Source organism: Ruegeria sp. BE3 (assembly GCF_056538865.1).
Window position 1 is genome coordinate 1,163,413 of sequence record NZ_JBQFTW010000001.1, and the last position, 21,217, is coordinate 1,184,629.

The 21,217-nt window shown below is 57.7% G+C and carries 24 protein-coding genes; 11 read left to right on the forward strand and 13 right to left on the reverse strand.

The features are described 5' to 3' along the window. Positions 1-154: 154 nt before the first annotated feature. The 3 genes from ACR0AZ_RS05795 to ACR0AZ_RS05805 all read right to left on the reverse strand — a co-directional run bounded on the left by ACR0AZ_RS05795 (position 155) and on the right by ACR0AZ_RS05805 (position 2,754). Positions 155-616: a DUF6636 domain-containing protein gene (locus ACR0AZ_RS05795; RefSeq protein ID WP_480469939.1), complete on the reverse strand. Its 462-nt coding sequence runs from the start codon at positions 614-616 to the stop codon at positions 155-157. Between the two features lie 32 nt (positions 617-648). Then, complete coding sequence (gene tgt, locus ACR0AZ_RS05800) at positions 649-1,779, reverse strand: tRNA guanosine(34) transglycosylase Tgt (RefSeq protein WP_480666985.1); 1,131 nt, start codon at positions 1,777-1,779, stop codon at positions 649-651. Between the two features lie 63 nt (positions 1,780-1,842). Further along, positions 1,843-2,754: a nucleoside hydrolase gene (locus ACR0AZ_RS05805; RefSeq protein ID WP_480469941.1), complete on the reverse strand. Its 912-nt coding sequence runs from the start codon at positions 2,752-2,754 to the stop codon at positions 1,843-1,845. Between the two features lie 175 nt (positions 2,755-2,929). Between ACR0AZ_RS05805 and ACR0AZ_RS05810 the strand changes: the two genes are divergently transcribed. The 3 genes from ACR0AZ_RS05810 to ACR0AZ_RS05820 all read left to right on the forward strand — a co-directional run bounded on the left by ACR0AZ_RS05810 (position 2,930) and on the right by ACR0AZ_RS05820 (position 4,555). After that, a complete protein-coding gene (locus ACR0AZ_RS05810; RefSeq protein WP_480666987.1) occupies positions 2,930-3,820 on the forward strand; it encodes an SPFH domain-containing protein in 891 nt (296 codons plus the stop codon). Further along, on the forward strand, positions 3,820-4,098 hold the full coding sequence (locus ACR0AZ_RS05815; RefSeq protein WP_480469943.1) for an NfeD family protein: 279 nt from the start codon (positions 3,820-3,822) through the stop codon (positions 4,096-4,098). Before ACR0AZ_RS05810 ends, ACR0AZ_RS05815 begins: the two co-directional genes overlap by 1 nt. Before the next feature lie 94 nt (positions 4,099-4,192). Beyond that, positions 4,193-4,555: an SUF system Fe-S cluster assembly protein gene (locus ACR0AZ_RS05820; protein ID WP_480469944.1), complete on the forward strand. Its 363-nt coding sequence runs from the start codon at positions 4,193-4,195 to the stop codon at positions 4,553-4,555. A gap of 220 nt (positions 4,556-4,775) precedes the next feature. Here the strand turns inward: ACR0AZ_RS05820 and ACR0AZ_RS05825 are convergent, their stop codons facing one another. Beyond that, entirely contained in the window at positions 4,776-5,102 is a 327-nt protein-coding gene (locus tag ACR0AZ_RS05825) for a hypothetical protein (protein WP_480469945.1), read from the reverse strand. Between the two features lie 160 nt (positions 5,103-5,262). Between ACR0AZ_RS05825 and ACR0AZ_RS05830 the strand changes: the two genes are divergently transcribed. Continuing rightward, entirely contained in the window at positions 5,263-5,628 is a 366-nt protein-coding gene (locus ACR0AZ_RS05830; protein WP_480657831.1) for a HesB/IscA family protein, read from the forward strand. Here the strand turns inward: ACR0AZ_RS05830 and ACR0AZ_RS05835 are convergent. After that, positions 5,625-6,536, reverse strand: a complete 912-nt coding sequence (locus ACR0AZ_RS05835) for an isopenicillin N synthase family dioxygenase (RefSeq protein ID WP_480666989.1) — start codon at positions 6,534-6,536, stop codon at positions 5,625-5,627. The two genes, ACR0AZ_RS05830 and ACR0AZ_RS05835, sit on opposite strands and share 4 nt — an antisense overlap. Positions 6,537-6,656: 120 nt before the next feature. Between ACR0AZ_RS05835 and tpiA the strand changes: the two genes are divergently transcribed. After that, complete coding sequence (gene tpiA, locus ACR0AZ_RS05840) at positions 6,657-7,406, forward strand: triose-phosphate isomerase (RefSeq protein ID WP_480666990.1); 750 nt, start codon at positions 6,657-6,659, stop codon at positions 7,404-7,406. Between the two features lie 11 nt (positions 7,407-7,417). Here the strand turns inward: tpiA and ACR0AZ_RS05845 are convergent, their stop codons facing one another. The 7 genes from ACR0AZ_RS05845 to ACR0AZ_RS05875 form a co-directional block, all read right to left on the reverse strand. Next, on the reverse strand, positions 7,418-7,864 hold the full coding sequence (locus ACR0AZ_RS05845; RefSeq protein ID WP_480657836.1) for a nucleoside deaminase: 447 nt from the start codon (positions 7,862-7,864) through the stop codon (positions 7,418-7,420). Between the two features lie 60 nt (positions 7,865-7,924). Beyond that, positions 7,925-8,236, reverse strand: a complete 312-nt coding sequence (locus ACR0AZ_RS05850; protein ID WP_480469950.1) for a DMT family transporter — start codon at positions 8,234-8,236, stop codon at positions 7,925-7,927. A gap of 152 nt (positions 8,237-8,388) precedes the next feature. After that, entirely contained in the window at positions 8,389-9,765 is a 1,377-nt protein-coding gene (locus tag ACR0AZ_RS05855) for a TRAP transporter large permease (protein ID WP_480469951.1), read from the reverse strand. Further along, positions 9,765-10,442 (reverse strand): TRAP transporter small permease, encoded by a 678-nt coding sequence (locus tag ACR0AZ_RS05860; protein ID WP_480469952.1) that lies wholly within the window; start codon positions 10,440-10,442, stop codon positions 9,765-9,767. Before ACR0AZ_RS05860 ends, ACR0AZ_RS05855 begins: the two co-directional genes overlap by 1 nt. A 116-nt stretch (positions 10,443-10,558) precedes the next feature. Then, positions 10,559-11,560: a DctP family TRAP transporter solute-binding subunit gene (locus ACR0AZ_RS05865; RefSeq protein WP_480469953.1), complete on the reverse strand. Its 1,002-nt coding sequence runs from the start codon at positions 11,558-11,560 to the stop codon at positions 10,559-10,561. A 369-nt stretch (positions 11,561-11,929) separates the two neighbouring features. Then, positions 11,930-13,159 carry a sigma-54-dependent transcriptional regulator gene (locus tag ACR0AZ_RS05870; protein ID WP_480469954.1) on the reverse strand — a complete coding sequence of 410 codons (1,230 nt, stop codon included), beginning with the start codon at positions 13,157-13,159 and terminating at the stop codon, positions 11,930-11,932. Next, positions 13,156-14,889, reverse strand: coding sequence for a sensor histidine kinase (locus ACR0AZ_RS05875; RefSeq protein ID WP_480469955.1), 1,734 nt, complete (start codon positions 14,887-14,889; stop codon positions 13,156-13,158). Before ACR0AZ_RS05875 ends, ACR0AZ_RS05870 begins: the two co-directional genes overlap by 4 nt. Positions 14,890-14,936: 47 nt before the next feature. Here ACR0AZ_RS05875 and ACR0AZ_RS05880 point away from each other — a divergent pair, with 47 nt between their 5' ends. Next, positions 14,937-16,118 carry a cytochrome P450 gene (locus ACR0AZ_RS05880; protein WP_480666991.1) on the forward strand — a complete coding sequence of 394 codons (1,182 nt, stop codon included), beginning with the start codon at positions 14,937-14,939 and terminating at the stop codon, positions 16,116-16,118. A 150-nt stretch (positions 16,119-16,268) separates the two neighbouring features. Here the strand turns inward: ACR0AZ_RS05880 and ACR0AZ_RS05885 are convergent, their stop codons facing one another. Beyond that, a complete protein-coding gene (locus tag ACR0AZ_RS05885) occupies positions 16,269-16,748 on the reverse strand; it encodes an Lrp/AsnC family transcriptional regulator (RefSeq protein ID WP_480657845.1) in 480 nt (159 codons plus the stop codon). A 176-nt stretch (positions 16,749-16,924) separates the two neighbouring features. Here ACR0AZ_RS05885 and ACR0AZ_RS05890 point away from each other — a divergent pair, with 176 nt between their 5' ends. The 5 genes from ACR0AZ_RS05890 to ACR0AZ_RS05910 all read left to right on the forward strand — a co-directional run bounded on the left by ACR0AZ_RS05890 (position 16,925) and on the right by ACR0AZ_RS05910 (position 21,064). Then, the gene (locus ACR0AZ_RS05890; RefSeq protein WP_480469958.1) at positions 16,925-17,239 is read left to right on the forward strand and encodes a DUF2849 domain-containing protein; all 315 of its coding nucleotides are present in this window, start codon (positions 16,925-16,927) and stop codon (positions 17,237-17,239) included. 64 nt (positions 17,240-17,303) lie between these two features. After that, entirely contained in the window at positions 17,304-18,968 is a 1,665-nt protein-coding gene (locus ACR0AZ_RS05895) for a nitrite/sulfite reductase (protein WP_480469959.1), read from the forward strand. Further along, positions 18,958-19,719, forward strand: coding sequence for a phosphoadenylyl-sulfate reductase (locus tag ACR0AZ_RS05900; protein ID WP_480469960.1), 762 nt, complete (start codon positions 18,958-18,960; stop codon positions 19,717-19,719). The genes ACR0AZ_RS05895 and ACR0AZ_RS05900 overlap by 11 nt, the downstream gene beginning before the upstream one ends. Continuing rightward, positions 19,716-20,123, forward strand: coding sequence for a DUF934 domain-containing protein (locus ACR0AZ_RS05905; protein ID WP_480469961.1), 408 nt, complete (start codon positions 19,716-19,718; stop codon positions 20,121-20,123). The genes ACR0AZ_RS05900 and ACR0AZ_RS05905 overlap by 4 nt, the downstream gene beginning before the upstream one ends. Positions 20,124-20,230: 107 nt before the next feature. Continuing rightward, positions 20,231-21,064, forward strand: coding sequence for a ferredoxin--NADP reductase (locus ACR0AZ_RS05910; RefSeq protein ID WP_480469962.1), 834 nt, complete (start codon positions 20,231-20,233; stop codon positions 21,062-21,064). Positions 21,065-21,217 lie beyond the last annotated feature (153 nt).

Sequence of the window (21,217 nt, forward strand, 5' to 3'; positions counted from 1 at the left end):
GGTGGGGCACCTGTTCCCCCATTTCAACCTCATCGCCACCTGTCGTGAAGTAGCATGACCCGATGATTTGGCGACTGCAAGGCGTCGTGCGCACATATCCACCGTTTTTGCGATCCCAGCCCATCATCGTGGACGTAATGAGCTCAATTCAGCGTCAAAATATCCTTTGTTTGGCACGTGACAGGAAGAAACCGTGACCGACCTCATTCCTGCACTCCAATCCCTTCTTGGACGAGTGACAGACAAATCCGCCAAACTGTCCGGTAGCCCCGTAATCTGCACGGTCAAACCCATCGCGAGACTGGTTGACTGGTTGGCACAGCATTCTCACCGCACCTTGGTTGGTCATAAAGAAATCATGCCCCCAATCCGAGTTGCAATCGGCAGGTTTGGGCAGCGCCGGTGCGCCTGACCGTTCAATGATAGTGCAGGACAGGTCCGACGTTCCGGGCTCCTGCCCCACTACACATTGGATGTTCTCAGATGGTGTTTCAAACGTCCAAACATCGGCGTGTGCGGCAGAGAGCAGACAAAAAGATGCAAAAATAGCAATAAAACGAGGCATTGAGTCCTCCTGAACAAAACAAGAAAATTTTCTGAAATAGAATGTCGTCATAATAACAGAAAATGCTCTGTTTGTCACTGTGATCAAAGTGGCTCGATATCACCTTGCTCGCGCTGTGCGTGGAATTGAGCCTGCCAGTCGGCAAACGTGCCGGATGCAATCGCGTCGCGCATGCCCTGCATGATTTCCTGAAAATAATGCAGGTTATGCCAGGTCAGCAGCATGCCCGAGATCATCTCATTCGAGCGAAACACGTGGTGCAGGTAGGCCCGAGAGTAGTTCGAGCACGCCGGACAGCTGCACTGCTCGTCCAGCGGACGCGGGTCGTCGGCATGACGGGCATTCTTTATGTTGACCACACCATAGCGTGTGAACACCTGCCCCGTGCGGCCAGAGCGGGACGGCAGGACGCAATCCATCATATCCACGCCACGCGCGACAGCACCGACGATGTCATCCGGTTTGCCCACTCCCATCAGATAGCGCGGCCTGTCTTGCGGCAGAAACTCGGGCGCATAATCGAGGCAGTCAAACATCGCCTCCTGCCCCTCACCCACGGCAAGACCGCCGATGGCGTAACCTTCGAACCCGATCGCCTTGAGCGCCTCGGCACTTTCTTCACGCAGATCCTGCTCCAGCCCGCCCTGCATAATCCCGAACAGAGCGTGACCGGGGCGGTCCCCGAACGCCTCGCGCGACCGCTCGGCCCACCGCATCGACAGGCGCATGGATTCGGCGATCCGGTCGCGATCTGCCGGCAGCGCCGGGCATTCATCGAAACACATGACAATGTCCGAACCCAACAGGCGTTGGATTTCCATCGACCGTTCGGGGGTCAATTCATGCTTGGAGCCATCCACGTGAGACTTAAAGGTGACGCCCTTTTCAGTCAGCTTGCGCAGACCCGCCAGCGACATCACCTGAAACCCGCCCGAATCCGTAAGGATGGGACGGTCCCAGTTCATGAACTTGTGCAAACCGCCCAATCGATCGATCCGCTCGGCCGTGGGGCGCAACATCAGATGGTAAGTGTTGCCCAGCAGAATATCAGCACCCGTCGCGCGCACGCTTTCGGGCATCATCGCTTTGACCGTCGCGGCCGTACCGACAGGCATAAACGCGGGCGTTCGCACCCCGCCGCGTGGCGTGTTGATCACACCGGTACGAGCCTTACCGTCGGTGGCTTTCAGATCGAAAGAAAATCGCTGAGTCATGTCATCGCCTTGGGTCGCTGAACCGGGCAGGCTTTGCCCGATCTACAGGTGCAATGCAACCCGTCAGGGCAGCGAGGCCACGCGCTCGGTAAACAGGCGCACGACCCCTGCTCCATCCACATCGCGGCAGACCCTTACAGGTGGTCGTGAGGAATTCGGTCGCGTCGCGCCAATCTCAGGCCCATCAAGCGCCACGTGCAAACCCGTTTCAACAACCTCGAACATCGGTTCATGCGTGCAGGCGATAACAGCCGTCGAGTCATGCAGACCGCAGCCTTCAAGGCCCCCGACCTCTTTGTAAAACCTCAGATAGAACCGCGAGATATCACGCAGAAAGCCGCCCATATCCGGGGAACGTTCGGCCAGAGCTTCAAAATCGGCGGTTTCGTAGAGCGTCTTCAGAGTAACGTCCAAGCCCACAAGCACCGTAGGCGGTGGCGCCGCAAACACTTCATCGGCGGCTTTGGCGTCATGATATATATTCGCCTCGGCATGTTCGGTGATATTGCCCGGACAGAAAACAGCACCGCCCATAATGACCAATTTACCAAGGTTGCCCGCGAATTCAGGATCCAGGCGCATCGCATCCGCAATATTGGTCAACGGACCAACCGCGCAAACCACCAGCTCTTCTCGATGCGCGCGTGCCATTTCGACAAGAAATTCAGCCGCAGGCAACGGATGGTTCTGACCGATATCTTCAATTTCCGTCAGATCACCAAAGCCTTCGGGACCGTGCACATGCTCTGATGGCGAATGCGCGGTTTCACCAAGCGCATAAGGCGCCCCTTCTGCCACCGGAATGCTCAGCCTCAGTTTGTCCACAAGAAACCGCGCATTGCGACTGGACTGATTCACATGCGTATTGCCGAACACGGTTGTCAGGCCGATCAGGTCAATTTCGGAAGCCGCGGCGGCATAAGCGATCGCCATTGCGTCGTCGATACCGGGGTCTGTGTCGATAATCAGTTTCATCCCTGCCGGATATCGCAAACACACGCGGGATGCAAAGCGGCCACAGCATGGAAATTCCGCCCGGTATTAACGCTTTCAAAGACTTGCATTCCTGCCCTCACAATCCATACCAGAGTTGAAATCGGGCGACTCAATCCCCAAATGTATACTATAGTACACAAATAATGAGGACAGTATGACAGAAGACCAGATTATCGGACTGCTTACATCGAACATTATCTACCTGCTGGCGGCGGCGCTAATTGCTATTGTCATCTTCAAAGGCATCAAGATCGTGCCACAATCAGAGAAATACGTGATCGAACGGTTCGGTCGCCTACATTCTGTGCTTGGGCCCGGGATCAATTTTATCGTTCCATTTCTTGATGTTGCCCGCCACAAGATATCCATCCTTGAGCGTCAGTTGCCGAATGCAACGCAGGACGCGATCACTAAGGACAACGTTCTGGTGCAGATCGATACCTCGGTATTTTACCGTATTCTGGAACCTGAAAAGACGGTCTATCGCATCCGCGATGTAGACGGCGCAATTGCCACAACCGTGGCTGGTATCGTGCGTGCGGAAATCGGTAAGATGGATCTGGATGAGGTGCAGTCGAACCGCGCACAACTGATTGAACGCATTCAGGAAAGCGTCGAAACCGCTGTCGATGACTGGGGTATCGAAGTGACCCGTGCCGAGATTCTGGATGTGAACCTCGATCAGGCCACCCGCGACGCGATGCTGCAACAGTTGAACGCCGAGCGTGCCCGCCGTGCGCAGGTCACCGAGGCTGAAGGTCAAAAGCGCGCCGTTGAGCTGCAGGCCGATGCCGAGCTTTACGCAGCGGAACAGACGGCAAAGGCTCGCCGTATCTCGGCTGAGGCCGAAGCTTATGCGACGCAGGTCGTGGCCAAAGCCATTCAGGACAACGGGTTGGAAGCAGCGCAGTATCAGGTCGCCCTTAAGCAGGTGGAAGCGCTCAATGCCCTGGGCAATGGCACCGGTTCTCAGACCATCGTTGTGCCCGCAAACGCCCTTGAAGCCTTTGGCAATGCCTTTAACATGCTGAAAGGAGGCAAATGATGGCCGATCCCTTTTGGCTGACATGGTGGATCTGGCTGGCCGGAGCGCTTGCTCTGGCCATCCTCGAAGTCGCCCTGCCTGGCTTCATCTTCCTGGGCTTTGCCATCGGCGCAGCCATTACCGGAGTGATTTTGATGATCCCGGGCCTTGCGCCCTCCCTGCCGGTTCTTCTGCTGATCTTCGCGGCTCTGTCGCTGATCGCATGGTTGGTGCTGCGCCGCATGTTTGCCCTGCCTCACGGTCAGGTCAAAACCTTCAAGCACGATATCAATGACTGAACCGTCGTGGCGCCTGAACAGGCGCTGCGGCACCTCTGGACGCTGCCCGACACTTTCCCTATATAATTTCTCAGGTAACAAACCCGAGGCTTAAATGACCCATCCCAGCGAACAGTTCGAAGGCACCCCGCTGATTGCGCCTTCGACCATCGACCACCCTCTTTATGAACCCGTGGTTGAAGCCTGCCGGACAGTGTTTGACCCCGAGATTCCGGTCAATATCTATGACCTCGGATTGATCTACACGATCGATATCACCAGCGAGAACGCCGTTAAGGTCATTATGACCCTGACCGCCCCCGGATGCCCGGTCGCAGGCGAAATGCCCGGCTGGATCGTGGAGGCCATCGAGCCCGTTGCAGGCGTCAAGGAAGTAGACGTTGAACTGACATGGGAGCCGCCCTGGGGCATGGAGATGATGTCGGACGAAGCCCGACTTGAGCTTGGGTTCATGTAACCCGCGCATCTATCCACAGATTTTTTCCGTTTGTCATAAAACGGTTATGAGCCTGTTACCAATCCGTGTGGTTTTCGACATGAAAGCCCGGCACTTTTGCCGCGTTGGCACAGACGATCCCTACTGTGTCAGTGCTCCGGGTAAAAGACTGATTGCCGCCCCCATATGACCTGTCCCGGATCACGGACCGCCCTTGCCCGAGGGCGGTCTTTTTTTCAGGCTATTCAATACCGCAGGTCGATCTAATCTCTGCCGCCCGTGCGTCCAGCTGCTTTATGTAATCCCCCGACAACATCTTGAGATGCTTGTTCTCGGTCCCCGTGACCAGCCCCAACAAGGCACCGGCGGGCAAGATCGAAACGACACTTTCGACTTGTTGATCCTCGGCGTGCTTCTTCTCGGCCGCAATTGCGCGCAAATCACCCGGAGCGGTGGCACAATTCACCGGGTGCCGTTTGCTGTCATCTGCAGCCATCGCCGGACAAGCCAAAGCCAGCCCAATCACGGTCGCAAATGCCCTTTTACCAACCAAGCGTTGAACTGCCATCGGTCCTTACCTTTCTGAAAACTTGCCCGCATAGAGCAGGCTAAAGCCTTGCGACCCCTCATGACAACCCGCTGCGGTCAGAGGAATTGAACACTCGGTCTCTTGAGCCCGGCGCTCGTCGGCCTTAGATTAGATGTAACGCGCGAAAACGGAGTCCACCATGTTTGGCATTCCCGGCAAACAAGCCGTGACCATGACAGAAAAAGCAGCTGCCCAAATTGTTCAGCTGATGCAATCCGGCGGTCATGCCGGTCTGCGCATCGGTGTGAAGAAAGGCGGCTGTGCCGGTATGGAATATACCATGGATTATGTCGATGAAGCCGACCCCAATGACGAAGTGGTCGAGCAAGACGGCGCACGCGTGATGATTGCCCCCATGGCCCAGATGTTCCTGTTCGGAACCGAGATCGATTATGAGGTCTCGCTGCTTGAATCCGGCTTCAAGTTTCGCAACCCGAATGTGGTCGATGCCTGTGGCTGCGGAGAATCGATCAAATTCGACGAAACACTGGCAGCGCAGCGTTAAGACGCAGCTTGAAGGTGCACGTAGGTCTCATTGAAACGGCGTGTCAGATGCTCACCCGCCCGGATCACCTGCCCTGAGCCCGGCGGGGCGACGTTGGTATCGTAAGACGGATTAAAGAACAGCGGGACCGAGATCCGCTCCTCCGCACCGCCTATCACCCTATGAAGGGTCGCTTTAACCTCGCCACCGGTCCAGAATTCCAGCATCTCACCGAAATTGATGATGAATGCGCCCGGAGCGGCCTCAACGGCCTGCCACCTACCATCCGGCATGCGCACCTCAAGACCCGGCGCACCGTCGGTAGCCAGTAGTGTCAGGCAGCCATAGTCGGTGTGTGCGGCAATCCCGAAATCCTTTTTCCCTGCCCAATCGGGCCGTTGCGGATAGAAGTTCCCACGCAGCAGAGCCATGGGTGTATCGAATGAGGCATCGAAACTCTGCGCGTGACGGCCAAGTGCCACAGCAATCGCACGTAAAACGCGCATCGCAACTGCACTGGCTTCGGTGTAGTAGGCTTGGATTACCGTTCGAAACTCTGCCACATCGGGCCAGAGATTGGGTGCGTAAACGCTCAGCCCGCGATCGGCATAGGGATCGCCGGACGACAATTCATATCCGCAGTCGAATACTTCCTTGTAGTCCGGGTTTGCGTCCGGATCGACCTGCTCGGACTGAGAGGCACCCCAGCCACGATTAGAGCCGGTCACGGCCATATCGACGGCTTGTTTAATCTCATCGGGTTGATGAAAGAACGAGCGATAGGCCGCAATAACCTGACGGACGCGATCATCCTCAAGCCCCGTGTTGGACACGGTCAGAAAGCCGACGCGCCCAACGGCGTCTTTCAGCTTTGCCAGCTCTGGCGGATCGCGTAGATCCAGCTTGGCAAGGTCAAGGTTTTCGATCATGTCACCCTCAGCATTTTCACGCGCAATCTGTCGTTACTGCGCCCAGACTGCAACCGGAATTGTAAGCACTGCGCGAGGGTGATATCCGAAACACATAACGGATAATGCGGAGGGATCGCGATGCGGCGCAAACTGGCGGCAGGCAACTGGAAAATGAACGGCACAAGCACCGCGTTGGGCGAGCTTGAGAAGCTGGCGATTGCGCACCCCTCTTCGCCGATCGACATCCTGATCTGCCCACCCGCGACGTTGCTGCACCGCGCTTCGGGGACTGTCAGCGGGACTGAGATCGCCGTGGGCGGTCAGGATTGCCATGCCGCAGCCTCGGGTGCGCATACAGGTGATCTAAGCGCCGACATGTTGCTTGATGCAGGCGCCTCGGCGGTGATCCTTGGGCATTCAGAGCGGCGTGAGGACCACGGGGAACAGAACGAAGATGTTCGCGCCAAGGCCCGCGCGGCGATGGATGCCGGTTTGAAGGCGATCATATGCGTTGGTGAAAGCCTCGAACAACGCGACGCTGCGAACACGTTGGACATTATTGGCGGGCAGATGTCAGGCTCAATCCCGGATCAGTCGACGGGTGAGAATCTGATCGTGGCTTATGAGCCGATCTGGGCCATCGGTACCGGCAAAGTTCCCACACTGGAAGAGATCGGTGAGGTTCATGACTTCATCCGCGCCCGCCTGGAACGCCGCTTTGGCGAGGGCGTTGGCCGCTCAGTACGCCTGCTTTACGGTGGGTCGGTCAAACCTAGCAACGCTGCCGAGATATTTGGTGTGTCCAATGTCGACGGAGCATTGGTTGGCGGTGCCAGCCTGAAGGCCGACGATTTCTCGGGTATTATTCGCGCGCTCGAAGCCGCGTGAGCATGATCAGTCTATTCGGCTATATCTTCGGCCCATAGCTCGGGCTTTTCTTCGATAAAGCGTTTCATGAGCGCGATACAGTCGGGGTCATCCGCGATGATGACCTCGACCCCGCGTGAGCGCAGGAAATCTTCGTTGCCGCCGAAATTCTGATTCTCGCCAACAACGACGCGTGGGATTCCGAACTGAATGATCGTGCCCGAACACATCATGCACGGCGACAAAGAGGTGTAGAGCACGGTATCACGGTAGGTCCTCTGCCGCCCCGCCTTACGCAGCGCATCCATTTCGCCATGGGCGATCGGGTCGCCACCTTGGACGCGCTGATTGCGTCCCTGCGAGACGACCTCGCCGCCCCGTGCCAGCACCGAACCGATGGGACAACCACCCTCGTCAAACCCCGCTTTCGCTTCGTCATAGGCAAGGCGAAGCAGGCGTGCATCGGTATCGGTCAACATGGGCAGTATCCTATTGAATCGCCACACCAAGCTGCCCGACCCCGTTTCAGGCGTCAACGCTTAGGCCAGCTTCATCACCACTAGGCCGGTGACAATCAGGACGGCCGCAAGGATACGCATCGGGGTCAGAGCCTCACCGAGAAACAGAATGCCAACGGTGAACGCGCCGACAGCGCCAATCCCGGTCCAGATGGTATAGGCGGTGCCCAAGGGCAGGTCCCGCATTGCCAGCGCAAGCAGGCCAAAGGACCCGACCATCGAGACACTCATGATCGCCGTTGGCCACAGCCGTGTAAAACCGGCGGTTTGCTTCATTGCGACAGCCCAGACAATCTCAAGCAGGCCAGCGAACAACAGTAGTATCCAGGGCATAAGAACACCTCACTTCGAATTCGGGTCGTCCCGAATGGTCATCCATGGTGGTGAGGTCGTCCTCAAACACTTAGATATGCGTTCGGGCACTGGCTTCAAGGCATAAAAAAACCGGGCAGCAGAACCGCCCGGTTTAGACTGGTTGCCCAATCCTAGTTGGTTATAATCTCCGGCCCCATGAAGGTGTTGGGCAGGAAGGTAGATATCCACGGGATATACGTCACCATGATCAGGAAGACGAAGAGCACGGCCAGGAACGGCAGCGCCGCTTTCACCACGCTCATCATCGGCATTCCCGCCACGCCCGAGGTCACGAACAGGTTCAGACCGACCGGAGGCGTGATCATCCCAATCTCCATGTTCACCACCATGATGATACCCAGATGGATCGGGTCGATACCCAGCTCGATTGCAATCGGAAACACCAGCGGTGCAACGATGACCAGCAGGCCCGAGGGCTCCATGAATTGACCACCAATCAGCAGGATCACGTTAACCACGATCAGGAAGGTTACCGGCCCCAGACCCGCCGACAGCATGGCGCTGGCAATGTGCTGCGGCACCTGCTCGTCCGTCAGAACGTGCTTGAGGATCAGCGCGTTGGCGATCACGAACAGCAGCGTGACAGTCAGTTTGCCCGCCTCGAAAAGCGTATGCTTGGTATCGGGATGGAAGAAGGCCGTCACCAGTGCATAAGGTTTCTTGAGCAGCGGTACATTGGGTTGACCCTCTTCGGTGCTGAGCGGCCCCATGTCCTTGTAGACAAAGCTTGCGATCAGGAAGGCATAGACAGCAGCAACCGCAGCGGCCTCAGTCGGCGTAAAGATACCGCCGTAGATACCGCCCAGAATGATCACGATCAGGAATAGCCCCCAACCGGCTTCGCGCGCCGAAACAAAGATTTCACCCCAGCCCTTCCAGTCTCCCTTGGGCAGGTTCTTGACCTTTGCCATCACATAGATCGTGATCATCAGCATCAGACCGGCCATCAGGCCCGGTATCACGCCCGCCAAGAACATCCGACCGACCGAGACCTCAACGGCGGCCGCATAGACCACCATCACGATAGAGGGCGGGATCAGGATGCCCAGCGTACCCGCGTTACAGATCACACCGGCTGCGAATTCCTTGGAATAGCCCACCTGCCGCATACCGGCGATGACGATCGAACCGATGGCCACAACCGTCGCTGGGGACGAACCCGACAGCGCGGCGAACAGCATACAGGCGAAGACGCCTGCAATCGCCAGACCGCCCGGCAGATGCCCGACACACGCAATCGAAAATCGGATGATCCGGCGCGCCACGCCACCGGTCGTCATGAAGGACGATGCGAGGATGAAGAACGGAATCGCCAGAAGGGTAAAGTGCCCCTCAAACGCTTCGAACAGAGTGCCCGCGACCGAGGCCAGAGAGCTGTCGGAATAGATCAGCAGGAACAGGGTCGAACTGAGGCCCAGAGCCACCGCAATCGGAACACCGATCAGCAGAAGGCCAACGACCATCGAGAAAAGAAGAACGACGTCCATCAGTTATGCTCCCCTTGCTGAGCGCGGACTTCTTCGATCTCGTCCTCTACTTCGTGGCTGGCAACAAGGCGGTCGGTCTCGCCGCGCCAGATTTGAACTGCAACCTGAGAAAAGCGGATGACCAGCAGCAGCATGGAAACCGGCAACACCAGATAAGGGATCACCTTAGGGATCTTCTCGTACCCCTCGCCATAGTTGATCAGATCTTCCAGAAACCGCAGCGGGGCAACCATCGGAATGTCATCCACTTCGTAAAAACTCTGGCTGCGTGCGCCGGTGTCGAACCCGGTCGGGAACCAACGGCCCGAGGTCGGCGGAAGGTCTGCAAAGACCGCCCAATAGTCGTACGACCCCTTCAGCAGCAGCAACGAGAACACCAGACAACAGGCCACCGCGATCAGCGCAAGTATGCGACGCGGCGCCGGCGCCAGCATGTTCAGGATCGCGTCTACACCCAGATGCGCGTGTTTCTTCACGGCATAAGATGCGCCTAAAAGCACCAGCCAGCCGAAGGTAAATACCGTCAGCTCAAGCGCCCATAGAATGTTGGAATTGAACACAAACCGCGCAATTACGTTGGCGAAGGTGACGACCGTCATCACGCCCAACAAAAGCGCGATCATCGTCTCTTCGATATGGTCGACCAGCCCGCCTTGGCCGGGTTTCGCACCAGACATCTCTCTGTCCCCGCATTTTTTGTGATGAGAGTAAAAGGTTGGCGGGCCTCACAGCGGCCCGCCCGGCCTGCGCGTCGATAACTCCCCAGTCCCCCGACGCGCGGCCTCAACCGGGATCAGAACCCGGCGTTGATCGCTTGGGCTGCGTCGATCTTGTCCTGACCGACGTCATCCGCGAATTTGTCCCAGACGGGCTTCATCGCATCGACCCATGCCTGACGCTGATCGGGATTCAGGTCGCGGATGATACCGCCTGCATCGGTGATCGAGGCTTTGGCCGCTTCGTTCACGGCGAAGGCTTCCTTGTTCCGGGTCTCGGTCACCTCAGACAAAATGGTTAGGAACTGATCGCGGACCTCTGGCTCCAGGCTGTCGAGCCAGTCAACCGAGGTCACCACCAGGTAATCGATAATGCCATGGTTGGTTTCGGTGATGCCGTCCTGCACCTCGAAGAACTTCTTGCCGTAGATGTTCGACCAAGTGTTCTCCTGCCCGTCCACAACGCCCTGCTGCAGCGCGCCATAGACTTCCGAGAATGCCATCTTCTGCGGGCTACCGCCGATAGCCTCCATCTGCGCGACCAGCACATCCGAGCTCTGAACGCGGAACTTCAGGCCATCCGCGTCCGAAGGATCGACCAGAGGTTTGTTAGCAGACATCTGCTTCATGCCATTATGCCAAAACGCCAGACCCTGCAGGCCACGGCGCTGCATGCTGTCCTTCATCGCCTGACCGGCATCCGAGGCCTGGAACGCGTCGACAGCGTCGATGTTCTTGAACATGAACGGCAAGTCGAACAGGCGGAACTGTTTGGTGAATTTTTCGAACTTCGACAGTGAAGGCGCGGCCAATTGCACATCGCCCTGCAGCATCGCCTCCAGCACTTTGTCATCGTTGTAGAGGGTCGAGTTGGGGAACACCTCCATGCACATGACCCCATTCATCTCATCATTCACGCGCTGTTCCAGCAGTGATGCGGCGATGCCCTTGGGGTGTTTGTCAGAGTTGGTCACATGAGCAAACTTGACCACGATCTCACCATCGTCGCAGGCGGCCATGCCTGCAGTGGCAGTCACAGTAAGCGCAAGTGCAGTAGCGGCTGTTGCCAGGAATTTCATCAGTTTTGTCCTCCCAGACTTCCTTGAGATTTCCGTCAGGCGCCTGACCAGCGCCATATGCGACGCAGTGAAGCGAATCGCCGCAACGCTCTCAAGAATTTGTTTTTGCGAATATGGATTCGATGTTTCTGCATTCATATCATGTGCTTAACTAGCTGCTTTGCTAATATCTCGACAAGGCGACCCCAACACTGTGCGGAATCTCGCACAGCGAAATTCAGCGCTGTGCGGATTTCCGCACAATCGCGAATCATTCCAGCCGAATCGCGTTGTCTCACCTGACGCGCAACCGCAGCCCGCACCAGCGGGCTGCCCGGCCCAACGGCTTTGACAGCATGATAATGCTGTCAAAACAGGCGGGAGCTCTTGTTACCTGCGATAATCCTCGGGGCGAATCTGGTAACGCGCAAGTTTGTCGTAGAAGGTTTTGCGCGGCAGCTTCAACGCCTTCGCCGCATCAGCAGCCTTGCCATTGTGGCGACCCAGCGCTGCGATCAGCAGCGACCGCTCAACCCGGGCAAGCTGCTCGCTCAAGCCTAGATCACCGGCCTCGGCAACTTCTTCGGGCATCCCCAGCACAAACCGCATTGCAGCCGACATCAACGACCGGGCGTTCCCCGGCCAATCCTGGGCCATGAGCGAGGCAAGATGTTCGGGCGTCACCTCAGGCTCTGCAATGCCAGCTTGCTCGGCTGCCTGTGCAACGTAATGGCGGAAAATAACCGGGATATCCTCGGGACGCTCAGACAAAGACGGTATGCGCACACGCATTACGTCGAGACGATAGAACAGATCTGCATTGAACCGTCCCAGTGTAACGAGTTCAGACAAGTCCATCGTCGTTCCCGCGATGATACGTGCCTCTGATTCCTGCTCGATCAACTCCAGAGTCGCGTATTGCGTGGCATCGGACATGGCCGAAACCTCATCCAGAAACAGCGACCCTCCCGAGGCGTCGTCGCATCCCTTCCTCAGTTCCTCGACGGTCAGCCCCGACGCAGATCGTTTGACGAACGGACCCTGCCCGCCCGGAGACATCAGATGCACAACCTCAGCCACCTTGGAAATACCGCTGCCCACCGGACCAGTGACAAGCACCTCGGCCCGCGTCGGCGCCACTGCGCGCACACGTTCACGCAAGGCTTCGGCTTGCTCGGACAGTCCAAACAGTATCCGCGCAGCGGGATCACCGCGTTCCAGCTCGCTCTTTTGTTCGCGCAACTGAAGGACCTCGGCCCGCGCACTAAAAGCGCGCCCCAGAACAGACAGCAGATCGGCAGCAGCACAGGGTTTTTCCAGAAAATCAAACGCACCCTGCCCCATCGCTTGTACAGCCATTGGAATGTCCCCTTCGCCCGTCAACAGAACAACCGGCAATTCCGGGTCAACCTCACGCGCATAATTCAACAGATGAAACCCATCCCGCCCCGGCATCCGGATGTCCGAAACGATCACCCCTTCAAAATCGCGCCGGATATGATCCTTGGCGGCCACGAAGGAACCGGCAGCAACAGGTTCGTACTCGGCCAGTTCCAGCGTCTGGGCCAACGCCTCACGCACAGCCGAGTCATCATCCACCAAAAGAACCTTACGGATCATGCGATCTTGTCCTCATCATAGGGTTCTAGTTCGACAGTGAACTCGGCCCCGTCTTCGGTGTTCGCGCCTCGGATGTCCCCTCCGAAACTCTGCACCAAGCCGTATGAGATGGACAGCCCCAGCCCCATCCCTTCCGAGCTGCCTACCGTCTTCGTGGTATAGAACGGCTCAAACACCCGGTCCGGATCCTTGATGCCGGGACCGGTATCACGCACCGATACGCGAATACGCTCCTCTTCGGTCAGGCGGATCGAAATCCGACGCGAGGCCTGATCCGCCATGGCATCCGCCGCGTTGTTGATCAGGTTGACGAAAACCTGACCCAACCGCACTTCGCCACCCCAAGCATAAACCTCGACCTCGGGCGGCGACCAATCCAGCGTCACATCTTCATCGCGCAACCGGGCCTCGGTCAGTTCGACGGCGGTGTTTAGAACCTGAACCAGATCGACTTTCCCCATCGGCTCGCTTTCGTTGCGGGCAAATGCGCGCAAGTTCTTGATGATCCGCGCCATGCGCGCCGCCATGTCGGAAATACGACCCAGATTTTCGCCCGCTCTTTCACCCTTGCCCCGTTCCAAAAAGGCCGAACCGTTATCCGCGAACTGACGGATCGCCATCAGTGGCTGGTTCAGCTCATGACTGATCCCGGCTGACATCTTGCCAAGCGCGCTCAGTTTACCGGCCTGCACCAGATCTGCCTGCGCCTGTTTCAGCGCCGCCTCAGCCTCTTGCCGCTCCGCTACCTCGCGCCGCAACGCCGAGTTCGCCGCCGTCAGGGCGCGAGTACGCTGCGCAACACGGCTCTCCAATACCGTGTTGGCCAGAGCCAGTGTACGACGACGTTCCGAGGCCAGAAACAACAGCGCGCCAAAGGCAAAACAGATCGCGGCGACGGCTGCGGCCTGCAATCCTGCCAAACGCCGCGCCGGGGCGACATCGACTAAAACCTCGGCTGTCATATCGATCACGGGTAACGCAAGTGTCAGATGCAGGGCGCGGCGCGGGAAGTAGCGCCCCCATCCCAACCGCCAGAGTTCATGCCCGCCCACCAGTGTTGAGGCGAAATCAACCGATTGACCATCCGGTGGCGTCAGGCCCGGCTGCCCATCCGCACGCTGCCAGAACAGCAGATCCGACCTGTTGGAGATGAATACAACCCCATTGGCGTCGACGAAAAACACAGCCTCGGTGCTGCCACGCCACGTCTGCTCAACATCCTGCACATCGGCCACGACCATCAACGCACCCACAACCCGGCCCGCAGGACCAAAGGCCGGAGCAACGTAAGAATAGATCCGATCCCCACTGCCCGGCATGACCCCATGCGCGCTGCCGAGCGCACCCTGCATGGCGCGTTCAAACGCCGGATGTTCAGCCATATCTGTTTGCGCAACAGGCTGTGCCGAAGCCAGAACCCGGCCATCCGGTGCCAGATAGATCACGTTAACCGCCGCTGTCTTATCCGCCACATCCAACAGGACCGATTGCGCGGTTCGAACCTGCGTCGGAGTCCCAAGCGCCCGCAATGCCGGATGATCCGCCATCAACGCAGCAACCTCCTGATACACCTGCATCTGAGTGCTCAATCGGTCTGCTGCCAGCTCAAGATCAGCCTCGGCCTGCTGACTCAGTTGAGTCAGCGCCTGACGGTAACCATAGGTCCAGACTGTTGCCGACAACAAAGCAACCGCACACAGAAACCCGGCAATGATCCAAACCCGTTGCATGTCATAGGGTCTTGCATTCGCAGCGACCCGTGGCAAGTGTGCAGCGCATGAAGACACTGTCCCAATCCCCCACCGACCCTGGTTTTGTACAAAACCCTTATCCATTCTATGACACCGCACGCGCGTTCGGCGATCTGTTCTATTGGGAAGATTATGGGATGGTTGCTGCTGCTTCTAATAAATCCGTACAGGCTCTGCTGAAAGATCGTCGCTTTGGGCGCGAAATCCCGGCAGAACTTGTCAAGCCTGGTCCGGATCACCTCGCGCCCTGGCTCGCAATCGAAGCGCATTCGATGCTGGAGCTCGAACCACCTCGTCACACACGGCTGCGCGCGCTTGTGTTAAGGGCTTTCACGACGCGTGCCATAGCAGATCTTGCACCCGCCCTCGAAACGCTCTGCCATGCGCTAGTTGATCAGTTTCCGGACGAGCCTTTCGACCTTCTGCAAGCCTATTGCACTCAGGTGCCGGTGATCACCATTTGCCGTCTATTGGGGGTGCCCGAGAACATGGCACCGCAGCTTCTGGACTGGTCACACGCTATGGTCGCGATGTATCAGGCCAGCCGCACACGCCAAACCGAAGACGCCGCCGCACGCGCCTCGACCGAGTTTACACGTTTCCTCGAAGGCTACATCGAAACACGCCGCAAGGATCCGCGCGATGACCTGATCACGCGCCTGATCGCTGCCGAAGAAGATGGCGCAAAGCTTTCGCGTGAGGAGCTGATCACAACCTGTATCCTGTTGCTCAATGCCGGTCACGAGGCGACTGTTCACGCCCTAGGAAATGGCGTTAAAACAATCCTGGAAACCGGCACTCAGGAGCAGATTGCTTCCCCAGACGTCATAGACAACATGGTCGAAGAGATACTGCGCTTCGATCCGCCCCTGCATAAGTTCACCCGCTATGCTTACGAAGATGTCGAAGTCTTCGGGCACAAATTTGCACGCGGAGAGCAGGTCGCCCTGCTTCTGGGTGCCGCCAACCGGGATCCATCGGTCTGGAACGCCCCCAACAGCTTCGATCCAACCCGCCGGATCAGCGCCAATACCAGCTTCGGCGGAGGCTTGCATTTCTGCGTCGGAGCCCCGCTCGCCCGCCTTGAAATGAGGATCGCTTTACCGATTTTGTTCAGCAGATGCCCCAATTTGACACTACTGAACAAACCGGAATACTCGAACAGCTACCATTTCCATGGCCTGACCGAGCTGAAAGTTAGCATCTGAAGCCATCGGGTCGCGCGTGCCGCGCGATACCTCCGGCGGAGGTGTTTTGCGCCAGATGAAGAACGGATCCCTGCTTCATCTGGCTATAAATATCTCGTGGGAGTCGCCACACGGCGACGGGGGCAGCGCCCCCCCTTTTGTCGATCAGTATCAAGCAGAGCTCGTCACATTCAGCGGCAACATCGTGGTGGACTTGATTTCTTCCATCGACAACAGAGCGGTCACGTTGTGCACCCGCACCTCTGATATCAGGGCTTGGTAGAAGGCATCATAAGCACGCGCGTTTTTGACACGCACTTTCAGGATGTAATCGATATCCCCCGCCAACCGGTGGGCCTCTTGTACCTCCGGGCGGTCACGCAGAGCTTGCAGAAACTTCTTTTGCCAATCGGCTTCATGCTCGGACGTGCGGATCAACACAAAGAAAGTTGCCTCAAAACCAAGTGCTTCGGCGTCGAGCAGCACAGTCTGCTGACCGATCACTCCGGCCCCTTTCAGCTTGCGAATGCGATTCCAGACCGGGGTCTTGGAACTGCCGACCCGTGCCGCGATTTCGTCAAGTGATTGGCTGGCGTCTCGTTGTAGTTCAGCCAGAATTTTCCGATCTGTGTCGTCTATGCGCACCGACATTCCATTATTTCCCTAGATTCAGAACAGAAGCTCCACCAACTCCACCAAGCAAAACGAACGTTCTTATTTGTCGAGAGATATGGTGCTTATGCGGGAATATTTCCTATATTGTCACTCAAGTCAAACAACCTGAACAGCAATGCGCTGACGCCTGTAAACAACGAGGACCTTGCCTGATGCCCCGCGCTTTTACACCCAAAGTGGTTACAGCCAACGATCTGTTGGAAGGCGATGTGATTTATCTGACCGAAGATGATCGCTGGTCCCGCGAACTCTCCGAGGCCGAATTGATCACAGATGAAGCTCATGCCCAGCTGCGTTTGCTGGATGCAGAGCGTCAGGTCAACAAGATTGTTGGTGCCTATCTGGCGGATGCCGTGGCCGGAGACAACGGCCCCGAGCCCACACATTTCCGGGAAGATTTCCGTCGGACTGGTCCGTCCAACTATGCCCACGGCAAACAGGAAACTTCCCCGCAGCCCCGAGCCTGATCACAGGCTCTCTCTCCCCTCTTCAAGGCCCTGGGTTCGGGGCTGCAACTAAGGACAGCTAATCATGTATCGCTACTCCGAGTTCGACACAGCATTTTTGGCAGAACGTAATGCGCAATTCCGCGCACAGGTCGAGCGCCGCATTGACGGCTCATTGACCGAAGACGAATTCAAGCCCCTGCGCCTGATGAATGGCCTGTATCTGCAACTGCACGCTTACATGCTGCGCGTTGCAATTCCTTACGGCACACTGAGCAGCGCACAGATGCGCCAACTAGCTCTGCTGGCTGAGAAGTGGGACAAGGGCTACGGCCACTTCACCACCCGTCAGAACATCCAGTACAACTGGCCCAAGCTGAACGATGTGCCGGATATGCTGGACGCGCTGGCCGAGGTTGGCATGCACGCCATTCAAACCTCGGGCAACACCATCCGCAACGTGACCGCCGACCATTTCGCCGGTGCCGCCGCGGATGAGGTCGCCGACCCCCGCCCTTATGCCGAGCTGTTGCGCCAGTGGTCCACCGACCACCCAGAATTCCAGTTCATGCCACGCAAGTTCAAGATCGCCATCACCGGTTCGGAAAATGACCGCGCAGTGATCAAGGCACATGACATCGGCCTGCAACTGGTTGAGCGTGACGGCGTTCTGGGCGCTCGTGTCATCGTGGGTGGTGGCCTGGGTCGCACGCCGATGATCGGCAAAGAACTGTCCGAGTTCGTCGCCTTCGACGATTTGCTAGCCTATCTGGAGGCCACCGTTTCCGTATGGAACCAGATCGGTCGCCGCGACAATAAGTACAAGGCGCGTATCAAGATCACCGTGCACGAGAACGGCATCGACACCATCCGCGCCAAGGTCAACGAACGATTCCTGCAGGTTCGCCCGCAGTTCAAAGGCGCGGATATGAACCTGCTGGAAGAGATCAAGGGCCACTTCGCGCCCCCGACCTTCCGCGAGGGGTCGGTTGCATCCTTTAAGTCCGCCTATACCAACGATCCGGTCTTCCGCTCTTGGGTCGACACCAATATCGCGCCGCACAAGAATGCGGATCATGCGATTGTCACGATCTCGATCAAGAAGCACGGCCAGACGCCGGGCGATGCGACCGCTGAGCAGATGCGCGTGATGGCTGATCTGGCGGAAGAATTCGCCTATGACGAGCTGCGCATCAGCCACGAGCAGAACGTTATCCTGCCGCATGTCCACAAGTCGGACTTGCCCGCAATCCACGCGAAGCTGAAAGAATACGAGCTGGCGACGGCCAATATTGGTCTTATCAGCGACATCATCGCCTGCCCCGGTATGGATTATTGTGCACTGGCGACAGCACGCTCGATCCCCGTTGCACAGGAAATCGCAACTCGGTTCGATGACCTGAAGCTTGAGCATGATATCGGTCACCTGAAGATCAAGATCTCAGGCTGCATCAACGCCTGTGGGCACCACCACGTGGGCCATATCGGTATCCTTGGCCTGGATCGCGCAGGCGTCGAGAACTACCAGATCACGCTGGGTGGCGACGGTACCGAAACGGCTGCCATCGGCGACCGCACCGGTCCGGGCTTTGCCTATGATGAGATCGTTCCGGCAGTCGAGCGGATCGTGAACACCTATCTGGAACAGCGCGAAAGCGCCGAAGAGGAATTCCTGCAAACCTACCGTCGCGTCGGCATGGCTCCGTTCAAGGCTGCCCTTTACCCCGAGGCTCAGGCGAATGCCGCTTGACCTGATCCAGACGGAACTGGGCAAAGACCGCAGCGTACTGACAGAAAAAGTCGAAGCGCTGAACGCCCGGTTCCGGCACCACTCTGCTCACGACGTGATGCACGGTGCCATCGAAGAGATCGACGAGCTCGCCCTCGTGTCCAGTTTCGGGGCGGAGTCGGTGGTGTTGCTGCACATGGCGGCGGTGGTCGACAAGATGACCCCGGTGCTGTTCATCGACACTCAGATGCTGTTCACCGAAACGCTGGAATACCAGCAAGAGGTTAGCGCGCGCCTGGGGTTGCGCAATGTCAGGATCATCCACGCGGATGAGGAAGACGTGCAACGTGACGATCCTTACGGTGCTCTGCACCTGCGTGACACCGATGCGTGCTGCAATCTGCGCAAGACCTTCCCGCTGCAACAGGCGCTGACGGGGTATTGCGGCTGGATCAGCGGGCGCAAGCGGTTTCAGGCAGGCACCCGAGCTGCGCTTGAGTTCTTTGAGGTCGAGGACGGAACGGGTCGGATCAAGGTCAATCCGCTGGCCCATTGGGCACCCGAAGACGTGCGCACCTATATGGACGAAAACAACCTGCCCCGGCATCCGCTGGTGGCCAAAGGTTACCCCTCGATCGGCTGTGCGCCCTGCACCTCGCCGGTCAAAGAAGGCGAAGACCCGCGCGCCGGACGTTGGCGCAACCAGAACAAAGAAGAATGCGGCATCCATTTTGTCGATGGCAAGATAGTCCGCACCGGAGAGAAAACATGAATGTAATCGTAACGGACGAGGGCTTCGCCCCCGATGACTGGACTGACGGCTATGTCACGCTGGACGATGCAGCAAATGACGTGGTCGCGCTGGATGTTGCCTCGGACACTGACCCGGATGAACTGGTCGAACGTCTGGGCAGCGCCAAAATGGTGCGCGTAGATTTTCCGTCTTCGGCGGATGGAAGAGGTTTCACGATCGCTCGCGTTCTGCGCCTGAAAGGCTATACCGGCCGCCTGCGCGCCAAAGGGCACGTACTGGCCGATCAATACGCCATGGCACGGCGCAGCGGCTTTGATGAGGTCGAGATCGATCACAATCTAGCCAACCGCCAGCCCGAAGATCAATGGCTTGCGCGCGCCAATTGGCAGGACAACAACTATCAGGCTCGACTGCGCGGCTGAAACAACCATCGCCTGCTTTTGAAGGACGGGGGCAATCTGCCCCCTTTTCCTGACTTGGATCAAAGATTAAACGGAGATGTCGGTTTACCCAGCCGACAGTGACAACGATGACAGAGATGAAGCCCGTGACCGAAGCAACCGCCGTCAAGGCCCCCGTTCTGCCCGACGCTCAGACCGTGACCGAGGTCAAGCATTGGACTGACCGCCTGTTTTCCTTCAAGGTGTCGCGCCCCGCGTCCCTGAGGTTCCGCTCGGGCGAGTTCGTGATGATCGGCCTGCTGGGCGACAACGGCAAACCGCTGCTGCGCGCCTATTCCATCGCTTCGCCTTCGTGGGACGAAGAGCTTGAGTTCTATTCTATCAAGGTGCAGGACGGTCCGCTGACCTCGAAACTGCAGCATATCCAGCCGGGTGATCAGATCATTCTGCGTCCCAAACCTGTTGGCACCCTGGTTCATGATGCCCTGCTGCCGGGCAAGCGCATCTGGTTCTTCGCCACCGGCACCGGTTTTGCCCCCTTCGCCTCGCTGCTGCGTGAACCGCAGACCTATGAGGATTACGATGAGGTCATCATTACCCATACCTGCCGCGACGTGGCCGAGCTGGATTATGGGCGCGAGTTGATCGAGAGCATCAAACAGGACGAACTGTTGGCAGAATTGATCGGTGAAGGTTTTGCCGACAAGATCCGTTACTACCCAACAACCACGCGGGAAGAGAGCGCCAAGATGGGCCGCATCACCACCCTGCTCCAGGACGGTACTGTTTTCGCGGATCTGGGCATCGAAGACGGCATCAAGCCGGAAACAGACCGCGCCATGGTCTGCGGTAGCCTCGCGTTCAACCACGACATCAAGGCCATTCTGGAAGAGTTCGGCCTGCGTGAAGGCGCAAATTCCGAACCCAAAGAGTTCGTGATCGAAAAAGCATTTGTAGGGTGATCGGCTTTGCCGGTCGGGTCGCAAAGCGCTCTGACCGGCAAAAACTCCCGGAATTCATGGAAATTTCATGCGGCCTGCGATTTATGCCGCTTGAAACACCTCTCAGCCCGGTCTAAATTCCGGGCTCGAAATTCTGCAATTATCAAAGGAATG

Bases quoted from the DNA above. Each gene is read 5' to 3' on its own strand.
- ACR0AZ_RS05855 (WP_480469951.1), bottom strand. From the start codon at position 9,765: ATGGACGTCGTTCTTCTTTTCTCGATGGTCGTTGGCCTTCTGCTGATC.
- ACR0AZ_RS05910 (WP_480469962.1), top strand. From the start codon at position 20,231: ATGACAGAGATGAAGCCCGTGACCGAAGCAACCGCCGTCAAGGCCCCC.
- ACR0AZ_RS05825 (WP_480469945.1), bottom strand. From the start codon at position 5,102: ATGGCAGTTCAACGCTTGGTTGGTAAAAGGGCATTTGCGACCGTGATT.
- tpiA (WP_480666990.1), top strand. From the start codon at position 6,657: ATGCGGCGCAAACTGGCGGCAGGCAACTGGAAAATGAACGGCACAAGC.
- ACR0AZ_RS05890 (WP_480469958.1), top strand. From the start codon at position 16,925: ATGCCCCGCGCTTTTACACCCAAAGTGGTTACAGCCAACGATCTGTTG.
- ACR0AZ_RS05810 (WP_480666987.1), top strand. From the start codon at position 2,930: ATGACAGAAGACCAGATTATCGGACTGCTTACATCGAACATTATCTAC.
- ACR0AZ_RS05865 (WP_480469953.1), bottom strand. From the start codon at position 11,560: ATGAAATTCCTGGCAACAGCCGCTACTGCACTTGCGCTTACTGTGACT.
- ACR0AZ_RS05805 (WP_480469941.1), bottom strand. From the start codon at position 2,754: ATGAAACTGATTATCGACACAGACCCCGGTATCGACGACGCAATGGCG.
- tgt (WP_480666985.1), bottom strand. From the start codon at position 1,779: ATGACTCAGCGATTTTCTTTCGATCTGAAAGCCACCGACGGTAAGGCT.
- ACR0AZ_RS05815 (WP_480469943.1), top strand. From the start codon at position 3,820: ATGGCCGATCCCTTTTGGCTGACATGGTGGATCTGGCTGGCCGGAGCG.
- ACR0AZ_RS05905 (WP_480469961.1), top strand. From the start codon at position 19,716: ATGAATGTAATCGTAACGGACGAGGGCTTCGCCCCCGATGACTGGACT.
- ACR0AZ_RS05845 (WP_480657836.1), bottom strand. From the start codon at position 7,864: ATGTTGACCGATACCGATGCACGCCTGCTTCGCCTTGCCTATGACGAA.
- ACR0AZ_RS05895 (WP_480469959.1), top strand. From the start codon at position 17,304: ATGTATCGCTACTCCGAGTTCGACACAGCATTTTTGGCAGAACGTAAT.
- ACR0AZ_RS05850 (WP_480469950.1), bottom strand. From the start codon at position 8,236: ATGCCCTGGATACTACTGTTGTTCGCTGGCCTGCTTGAGATTGTCTGG.
- ACR0AZ_RS05830 (WP_480657831.1), top strand. From the start codon at position 5,263: ATGTTTGGCATTCCCGGCAAACAAGCCGTGACCATGACAGAAAAAGCA.
- ACR0AZ_RS05885 (WP_480657845.1), bottom strand. From the start codon at position 16,748: ATGTCGGTGCGCATAGACGACACAGATCGGAAAATTCTGGCTGAACTA.
- ACR0AZ_RS05875 (WP_480469955.1), bottom strand. From the start codon at position 14,889: ATGCAACGGGTTTGGATCATTGCCGGGTTTCTGTGTGCGGTTGCTTTG.
- ACR0AZ_RS05870 (WP_480469954.1), bottom strand. From the start codon at position 13,159: ATGATCCGTAAGGTTCTTTTGGTGGATGATGACTCGGCTGTGCGTGAG.
- ACR0AZ_RS05860 (WP_480469952.1), bottom strand. From the start codon at position 10,442: ATGTCTGGTGCGAAACCCGGCCAAGGCGGGCTGGTCGACCATATCGAA.
- ACR0AZ_RS05880 (WP_480666991.1), top strand. From the start codon at position 14,937: ATGAAGACACTGTCCCAATCCCCCACCGACCCTGGTTTTGTACAAAAC.
- ACR0AZ_RS05835 (WP_480666989.1), bottom strand. From the start codon at position 6,536: ATGATCGAAAACCTTGACCTTGCCAAGCTGGATCTACGCGATCCGCCA.
- ACR0AZ_RS05795 (WP_480469939.1), bottom strand. From the start codon at position 616: ATGACGACATTCTATTTCAGAAAATTTTCTTGTTTTGTTCAGGAGGAC.
- ACR0AZ_RS05900 (WP_480469960.1), top strand. From the start codon at position 18,958: ATGCCGCTTGACCTGATCCAGACGGAACTGGGCAAAGACCGCAGCGTA.
- ACR0AZ_RS05820 (WP_480469944.1), top strand. From the start codon at position 4,193: ATGACCCATCCCAGCGAACAGTTCGAAGGCACCCCGCTGATTGCGCCT.